Source organism: Ideonella sp. P3_A4, assembly GCF_056403075.1.
In genome coordinates, this window is the sequence record NZ_JBFUGE010000540.1 from 1 (window position 1) to 4,104 (window position 4,104).

Sequence of the window (4,104 nt, forward strand, 5' to 3'; positions counted from 1 at the left end):
CGATCACGCTCGTGCCCTGACGTTTCGCGGATTCGTTCCAAAGCCGGCCAGCCCTTATCAGGCTCGCCGGCTTTCTTGTTGGATACGTTCGCGCCGCTTCGCCGCTTGACATCGGACAAGCCGCAGGCGTGTCGTCCGACACCCAGGCCGCACGCCCGACCTTACGATGCCCATGGCGATGTCGCCGTATGCGAGGGCCGTCACAAGGCGTTGTTCCGATGCCCACTTCCACTTCTGCGGCGCCGGCCACCAGTGCCCCTTTGCCTTCCGCCTCGCCACCCCCGCCGGCGCGGCCTCGCATCCGTTTTCACCGCCCACCGGGTCTGTCGATGGCGGCGTGGCGCCAGTTCATCAGTGTGGCCAARCCCTATTGGCTGGGCGACAAGCGAAAGTCCGCCTGGGGCCTGCTGGCCTTGCTGATCGTGCTGATGATGGGCGAGACCCAATTCGCAGTGATGCTGAACGACCAAGCGGGCGAGATGACCTCGGCGCTGTCGGCCAAGGACGGTCCACGCTTCTGGAGCAACGTGCGCGCTTGCCTGACGGTGCTGGTGTTCGCGGTGCCGATCTACGCCTTCTACTACTACATGCGCGACGCGTTCTCCAACCACTGGAGGCGCTGGCTGACCGGGCGTTTTCTCGATGGCTACCTGAGCGGGCGCAAGTACTACGAGCTGAACAACAGCGGCGACATCGACAACCCGGACCAGCGCATCAGCGAAGACATCAACACCTTCACCGGTCGCTCGATCCACTTCCTGCTGATCTTTCTCGGCTCGGCCATGCAACTGGTGGCTTTCAGCGCGGTGCTGTGGTCGATCTCGCGCACGCTGGTTGCCTTCCTTGCGGTCTACGCGATCGTCGGCACGGTGGTCGCGCTGTGGGTATTCGGCTCGCCTCTGATCCAGCTGAACTTCTGGCAATTGCGCCGTGAAGCGGACTTCCGCTTTGGCCTGATGCGGGTGCGCGAAAACGCCGAATCGATCGCCTTCTACCGCGGTGAGCCGCAGGAGCGCAAGCAGATCGAGCGGCGTTTCGACGCAGTGTTCGCCAACTTCGCCAAGCTGATCAAGAAGCAGCGCTCGCTGAACCTCTTCCAACGGGCGTTCAGCCAGCTGACGCTGGTGCTGCCAAGCGTGATCCTGGCCGATGGCGTGCTGTCGGGCCAGCTCGAAGTGGGCCGGGCGGTGCAGGCCGGCGGGGCGTTCTTGGCGGTACTGAGTGCGGTGGCGCTGATCGTCGACAACTTCGAGAGCCTCAGCCGCTTTGTTGCCGGCATCGGGCGTCTGCACGCGTTGTCCGAACTGGTGCTGAAAGCGCCGGGGGCGACGCCGCCTACGGCTGAGCAGCAGGGGATCGAAAGCCGTGAAGGCGATTGTTTCCTTCTCGATGCCGTCACCTTGTACACACCGCAGGCGGAACGTCTGCTGGTCAAGGAACTGAGCCTCAATCTGAAACCAGGCGACGGCCTGTTGATCACCGGTGTCAGCGGTTGCGGCAAGAGCTCGCTGCTGCGGGCAATGGCCGGCCTGTGGCGCACCGGCTCAGGCGTGGTGCAGCACCCGCCGCTGGACAAAGTGTTCTTCCTGCCGCAGCGGCCTTACCTGCAACATGGCACGCTGCGCAGCCAGCTGATCTACCCGAGCAACGACACCAAGCTGGACGACGAACGCCTGCTGGAGATCTTGCGGGAGGTCCGGCTCGAAGAGCTGGCCGAGCGTGTCGGCGGGCTCGATGCCGTGCAGGACTGGGAAAAGCTGCTGTCGGTTGGCGAGCAGCAGCGGCTGGCCTTTGCCCGTGTGCTGGTGCGTGAGCCGCAGGTCTTGATCCTGGACGAGGCCACCAGCGCGCTGGACAGCGCGAGCGAGGCGGCGCTGTACCAACGCCTGCGCGAAAGCGGGGCCACGCTGATCAGCGTGGCTCACCGCGCCGCGGTGCTGCGCTACCACAACCAGGTGCTCAAGCTCACCGGGGGCGGCGCCTGGGAAGTGCACGACGCCGAAGGTTATGAATTCGACAGCTAGGCCACGGCGCGCGTCCTAGCCAAGCGCTGTTCGCCGCCGGCCGTGCACCTGAGCGCTTACCTTCGTCGCACGTCAGGGCAGGCGAATTCCCGACCGATCGCCGAGCGCGCCAGAAAATAGTTGTTGCGAGCGCGGTCGCTCAGCAGGTCCAGGTTAACGCGGCCGGTGCTGTCACAAGGGAAGGCCAAGGCCCGGCCCTTGTCGAACAACGAGGCGAAGCGCAGCTCAAACTGGTGGTCGTCACCCTCGGTAGAAACACTGAGGCGAGTAAGCACAACATCCCTCCGGCAAAGCGTCGGCTTGCATGAAGGCGGTGTGCGGGACCCGCTCTTTTGTTGCTCGTCGACAGGCACACAGCTTGCCGTTCTTGGCTTACAGAATCCTTCAACATTCGTCAGCAAATGTTCATTTCCAGTGTGACCTAACGCACAAAGCGGTATCCCGAAACGGGATTTCGTTCTGCAGGAGAGGCTTCCAGGTGATGTGGACGGCGCAGACGCTTGTCGAAGCAGGCTGGTTTGGTTCGTCGTGGAAGTAAGCAAGCGGCACCCGAGCCCGACTGATCAACGAATCCGAAACGACTTTTCAGGCTTCGGCGCCCCGATTGAACTCCCTCGCGGCCGCAACAGCGGCAGCGGCCAGAAAGGAGACCCGCCATGTCAGCACGCATCGCCTCCCACGCCGACCAGTTCGAACTGCGGTTTGCCAACCTGTTCGACGAAGGCCGAGGTCTGTCGTTTCCGTGTGACCAGGCCGGCCATGTCGATCTGGACAGCCTGAGCGACCGTGCCCGCGCCAACTATTTTTTCGCTCGCTCAGCCATCGGCCGCGAGTTTCGCTGCCCGGCCGTGCGACCGGCTTGGCATTGAAGGAGGGACGTGTCATGCATCTGACGACCTTCGCCCCACCTCGCGCGTATCGCGCGCACCGGGCGCCACGTTTGCAGCGTCTCATCGGCGCTGCGCTGATCGCCAGGCCATCGTTGCTGGTCACGGCCATCGCCCTGGTCTCGGCCGCGTACCTCATCAGCACTGGCCACAGCGACAACTTCATGCTCGCCTGGATCGCCGGCACGGCCTGACGCCGGTCGACTGTTGCCCGGCCGCAGGCCCGGCGTCAGCTCGCTGCCGGTGGCGGCGCCGACGTGTCAGGTGCCACCGCGCCAGTCAAGCGCCCGATCAGCTCCTGCATCACGGCATCTTCCTCGGGCTTGAGCAGCCCGCTGCGCAACAGCGATTCGCGCTCCAGCGAACGCAGCCGCCACTCGATCTCACGCACGATCGTGATCACCTCCTGGTGGACCTGCGGGTCGTGCAATGCGGCAAGCTGGCGCAGCAGCACCTCCGGGTCGGCGGCGTCCAGCCCGGTGCTGGAGAACGCGGTCTGCAGCCGCCGCATGCGGTCCAGGCCCGAAGTGAGCGTGCGCCGCAGCTCGCCGCGTGCTTTCTCGATCTGCCCCTCGATCCAGCCACGGTGCTGCGCGAAGCGGCGCATGGTGGCAGCGATGCGCGCCACGCGCGGCACCGCTTCCTCCATCGGTGTCGGAGCGTTCGCCTGGCCGGCATCGCAGCGTGTTGCCGCGGCGCTGATGATCTGCACGAGTTCGACGTTGAACTCGCCGGGAATGATCCGCGTCGCGACGATCAGTCGCGCCAGCGGCATCAGGCCCGATTCGAGCAGTGCCATCAGCCATTCGGCCGCCCCGAGGATCTGTCCATCCAGTGACAGCGCACTGCCCGATACGCCGCGGGGGTACCCGAAACCATCGAGCCGCTCATGGTGCAGGAGCACTGCCTGCGCCACGCCGGGGCCCGCGCCTTCCATGTCCTTCAGCACGCGGTGGCCGATGACCGGGTGGCTGACGATGTGGCGCCATTGCTCGGGCGCCATCTGGGTGCCGTGCTTCAGGTGCTGCGGGTCGATGTACAGCTCGCCGACGTCGTGCAGCAGCCCAGCCAGCGTGAGCAATCGATGGCGATCGATGTCCCCAGGCACCAGCTTGCGGCCCAGCGCCATCGCCAGCATCGCTACCCCCACGCTGTGGCGCAAGCGGTCGCCCTGGTATTCGCCATAGACCGTC

At 65.1% G+C, this 4,104-nt stretch carries 4 protein-coding genes; 3 read left to right on the forward strand and 1 reads right to left on the reverse strand.

Annotated features, from left to right (window positions below; all coding sequences use genetic code 11):
- The first annotated feature begins 218 nt into the window (after window positions 1-218).
- The 3 genes from AC1DYI_RS28505 (at window position 219) to AC1DYI_RS28515 (ending at window position 3,105) form a co-directional block, all read left to right on the forward strand.
- On the forward strand, window positions 219-2,024 hold the full coding sequence (locus tag AC1DYI_RS28505; RefSeq protein ID WP_477207495.1) for an ABC transporter ATP-binding protein/permease: 1,806 nt from the start codon (window positions 219-221) through the stop codon (window positions 2,022-2,024).
- 656 nt (window positions 2,025-2,680) lie between these two features.
- Window positions 2,681-2,893 carry a hypothetical protein gene (locus AC1DYI_RS28510; RefSeq protein ID WP_477207496.1) on the forward strand — a complete coding sequence of 71 codons (213 nt, stop codon included), beginning with the start codon at window positions 2,681-2,683 and terminating at the stop codon, window positions 2,891-2,893.
- Window positions 2,894-2,907: 14 nt separating this feature from the next.
- Window positions 2,908-3,105 (forward strand): hypothetical protein, encoded by a 198-nt coding sequence (locus AC1DYI_RS28515; protein ID WP_477207497.1) that lies wholly within the window; start codon window positions 2,908-2,910, stop codon window positions 3,103-3,105.
- Window positions 3,106-3,140: 35 nt separating this feature from the next.
- Here the strand turns inward: AC1DYI_RS28515 and AC1DYI_RS28520 are convergent.
- Window positions 3,141-4,104 (reverse strand): HD-GYP domain-containing protein (locus tag AC1DYI_RS28520; protein WP_477207498.1); only part of this gene is annotated, 964 nt, incomplete at its 5' end.